Annotated in this window: 2 protein-coding genes; one reads left to right on the top strand and one right to left on the bottom strand. The window is 38.7% G+C overall.

Annotation, left to right across the window (positions count from 1 at the left end; all coding sequences use genetic code 11):
• Positions 1–628: 628 nt before the first annotated feature.
• The gene (locus MWU78_RS22115; RefSeq protein WP_247001971.1) at positions 629–2,299 is read left to right on the top strand and encodes a response regulator; all 1,671 of its coding nucleotides are present in this window, start codon (positions 629–631) and stop codon (positions 2,297–2,299) included.
• Between the two features lie 961 nt (positions 2,300–3,260).
• Here MWU78_RS22115 and MWU78_RS22110 read toward each other — a convergent pair.
• Positions 3,261–4,402: malectin domain-containing carbohydrate-binding protein (locus MWU78_RS22110; RefSeq protein WP_247001969.1), on the bottom strand; the 1,142-nt coding region annotated here is incomplete at its 5' end.

The raw sequence follows: 4,402 nt of genomic DNA, 5'->3' as shown, positions 1-4,402 counted from the left end.
TTGGAAACTTCATTACCAACTTGGTGGCCAGCCTTATCGCCTACTCCTTTCAAGAAAAAAAACCGGGAATCAAATTTGAAACAGAAAACACCTCACAATTGACATTATTTTATTAAAAGCTTAGATCGAACTCAGGTTAATAGGTGCCGTTTTTCGGGTTTAAGAAATTTTTTCCTAGCGGAATGTTTTTTTAGTTGGATTTCTTGCTTCTTCATTTGTGGAAAATTATTATAAGAACTGGATGCAATTTATCAATACTAATGAGGGGTGGTAGAAGGAAGGTTGATCCATGAAACAACAAGCTCATTGGCCTTTTCCAAAACATGGTTGGTAAAACTTTTCAAATAAATTTCTGTTGTACGCAAAGAATTATGGCCTAGGAACACGTTTATTATCTGTGTCGAGTATCAAACTTACCTTGGCCATTGACCTTCAGATATTATAAGTAAAAGGGAAGAAATAATAATACTCACTTTAATAAACTTTCACCCTAGGGGGTGAGTTTTTGAGCCCAGTCCGGACCGCTAAAAGCCTTATAAACATTGCGTTTTCAAGGCTTTTTTTATTTTCGGGGAGGTATGGAGGGTCGAATTTTCCTATATTTACCGCAAATTAATCCAGCCCCACTATGTCCGAATTTTCTAAAAGAAGAGTAAAACTTGTATTTACCCTTTCATTAGTGACTACTGTTATAACCATAATTTGGTTTTTTCTTGCCAGAATGTTGGATATGCAGGAATTGAGCAATTACATAGGGGTAACGGCACCATTTTTTATCCTTTCCGCTATTATCTCCAAAAAGGGAAACCTCACTGTTGCCCGATTTATCTATATGGTAGCCTTCAATTTAAGTGTTACCTTAACTGCCTCATTTATAGGAAAGGCCGGTAGCGTAGAATTTATATTAATGTTTGCCATGGCATTACCCTTTGTATTGTTTTCTTTTAGACGGGAAAAACTCTTCATCGGTATTTTTTCAGGCCTGTCAATGATATTTTGGTTTCTGTTATATTTTACGGATTTTAACCTCTTTACCGATACACATATGGATGCCGTACAGGCAGGAAAGTATATTTATCCGATTTCCATTGTTACTACCATTTTTTTGGTAACATATCAATTAATCTATTTCTCTTTTATAAACGCTCAATTTTATTCCAAAATACACAATCAACGGGAAGTCGCCATTGAGGCATCAAATGCCAAGTCTAGGTTTTTAAGTATGATGAGCCATGAAATAAGGACTCCCCTAAATGCCATCACCGGTCTCTCACATATATTAGGTGATTCCAATCCACGAGAGGATCAAAAGCAGAATATAGATGCTTTGAACTACTCGGGAAAAATACTGCTGAATTTGCTGAACAATGTATTGGATTTCAGTAAGATGGAATCTACAAAAATTGAACTTGATCCCATTCCCACAGACATTATGGCGGCTGTGAGACAGATTAAAAAGATTCACGAGCCCAGTTGTTTGCGTAAGGGAATTACCATGGAACTTGAAATTGATGAAGAACTTCCTATTGTTTGGTTGGATATTGTCCGTTTCAATCAGGTAATCAATAATCTTGTGACCAACGCCATTAAGTTTACAGACAAAGGGAGTGTGACCTTGAAGATTGCAAAGCAGGACGAAACTGATGGCAACGTGATCATCCGTACGGAAATCATAGATACAGGAATTGGTATTGCTGAAGATCAACAAGAAAAAATATGGCAGGCATTTACCCAGGCCTCCAGCAGTACAAATCGCTTATATGGCGGAACCGGACTTGGCCTGCCAATTGTAAAAAGTATTGTTGAAACCATGGGTTCCACGGTACAGGTTGAAAGTGAAATGGAAGTCGGAAGTCGCTTTTATTTCAATATTGAACTGAAGTTGGCCTCTAGTAAAGAATTATATCAAATTACACAAAAAAAGGTACACGATCTAAAGGGCAAAAAAGTATTGTTGGTAGAAGATAATCAAATCAATGTAATGGTCGGGAGGCAGATATTGGAGAAGGCCAATTTAGTTGTAGATGTGGCTTATGATGGACTTATTGCTGTAAATAAAGTGCGTGAAAATAATTATGATGCCCTTTTAATGGATATTCAGATGCCTGTAATGGATGGATATACCGCTTCCAGGGAAATCAGAAAATTTAACAGCACGGTGCCTATTCTTGCCTTATCGGCATCAGTGTTTCAAGAGGTGAAAGAGAAAATGCTTGAAAGTGGCATGGACGGATTTATTTTTAAACCTTTTGACCCAGTTGACCTGCTCAATAAAATAGAGGAGATTGTTGGTAAATAGTATTTGATACTCTATATCCAAGTTCTACAAAGAGAAGAGTGACCTATAATTATATAAACTTCATGCCTAGCTGGATAGCAATAGGCAACTTCCCGGTTATTGATTGGTCAAGGATATATTCCGTGTTTTAAGGCCGATAATCGTCAGCCAACTAATATTCCTTTGTTTCAAGTTTATCTCCATATAATTGATCGGAGCAAGGATGGTGATGTAAATTGAAATAAATTTTAATGGACATCATAATTAAAACATAAGGATCTTTAGCATTTGACGGAAATTGCCAAGAAGCACTTAATTTTTTTGCAGACTTCTCAGGATCTGAAATCAAGATCTGCCAGACTTATGCCGATAAGAAAATTAATGTTTCAGCCTCCTACCGAGACGGATTACAATATGCTAAGTTTAAAGGTAAGGATGTTTTTATAGCCTACGATGCCGCACCTGACAGCCCTTTGACAGGAAACCCAAGAATTCACCCTAGTATGGACCTTGATGATAAAAGCAAAACCAGGGAACTTTATAATAAACCTTCGTGATGGGGTCGCATACATCATGAACTTAGAGAACGAGAATGGAATGCACTATTCGGTCGTTTTACCGTTTGCGATGATATAAAATTGGATGATAAATTGTGCCCTGAAATAATAGGGGGCAGTTTCAGGTTTCTAAACGGAGTAAAATAATTACTATTCCATTATCTATCATGAATTTGGAAATTGAGAGATGTGGAAAGATAAATGGAAGGCTGGTTTTGAAGATTTCACTTTAACCGGACCTACACACTCCAGCTTTGTATCTGCAATTTTCAGGTATATTTTTTCATGAAATATTTTTGTTTATTTCCGTACTAAACCAATGGTGTTTTAATAAAATCTTTCAATTTTTTTTGATTGAATTACATAAAACAAAAAGGCCGACTGCATTTTTGCAGCCGGCCTTTTTAAAATACTCAAGTTGTAACTTAATTGCCGGTTATTAGCAATTTTTGTTGATATTCCGTGCCATCTTCGTCCTTGGCTTTCACAATATAAACGCCAACTGGTAATTCCTGTACATTCAATGGTCTGCCATTATCATCGATAATGCCTCCATTAATTATTTGTACGATCTTACCGGACAAATCATAGATATGTATAATTTCTATGGTAGTTGGCAGTTCAAAACTTAAGGATGTTTCAACTGATGTAGGGTTAGGTGTAATGCTAAATTTGTTAGATGCACCTGCAACCTGTGTTGATGGAATATTCCCATCGGAATCTTCTAGAGTCAAAGGACCTAATGGAGCCAATCCTGATACCGCTAAAATTTCTATTGCGGATAGTTTGGGTTGATTCACGCCGTCACTTGCATCGAAGGTCATATTTAAGACTCCATCTACAATGGTGACAGCAAAAGTTTCGGTTACCATAGTCTGTGGTCCAACTTCTGCATTGATATCATAATTATTCAATACCGTTGTATCTTCCATCACAACATCAAAGACACGTTTTCCTGTACCCGTTGCACCGCCTCCAGTTGCACCCCAATAGATCTCGGCGAAATGCAGGATTACATTGTATTCACCGTTTTCCAGTGGTATATCATAACCAAAGGTAGGCGGTAGAGCACTACGTTCGGTCTGGTACAATGTTGGCACCGTTGCACTTGGGTTTGTATATACCTTGCCACCAGTAAAGTTTTGATCCGCAGCGTATACATTTCCTTCAAAGGTCAATTCAGGTCCACCCGCGTTTATTCTTATGGCAAAGCCTTCATTTTCCTCTACGTTGCCAATGACCTGAACGTTTTCGTATACTGCACTGGCAAGTACGCCATCGTTATGCGATGTTGTAGCCAGACCTACAAAGATGCTCTGTCCCATAGGTATGGAAGTACTTCCGACCTGAACCCAACTTCCATTGGTCTCGGACACATAGGCCGTTAAGGTATTGCCAGAGCGTACCAACCTGAGGTAATGCGGGAATCCTCCCGGAGCCGGTGCAGGGGCGGTATAGTTGCCGGTTCCAAGAGTGCCACCTTTTGTGGGCCTGTACTGGAAACTATATGCCGGTATCCCTGTATTGTTGGGGTTCGGTGCCATGATCATCATCGCCATGGCGGAGT

Origin of the sequence: Arenibacter sp. F26102, from assembly GCF_023015865.1 — a bacterium.
Lineage (GTDB): Bacteria > Bacteroidota > Bacteroidia > Flavobacteriales > Flavobacteriaceae > Arenibacter.
The sequence above is the reverse complement of the archived record's forward strand: the minus strand, read 5'-3'. Positions and strand labels throughout refer to the sequence as shown.

Excerpts from the sequence above, each read along its gene's own strand:
- MWU78_RS22115 (WP_247001971.1), top strand. The coding sequence starts at position 629 with ATGTCCGAATTTTCTAAAAGAAGAGTAAAACTTGTATTTACCCTTTCA.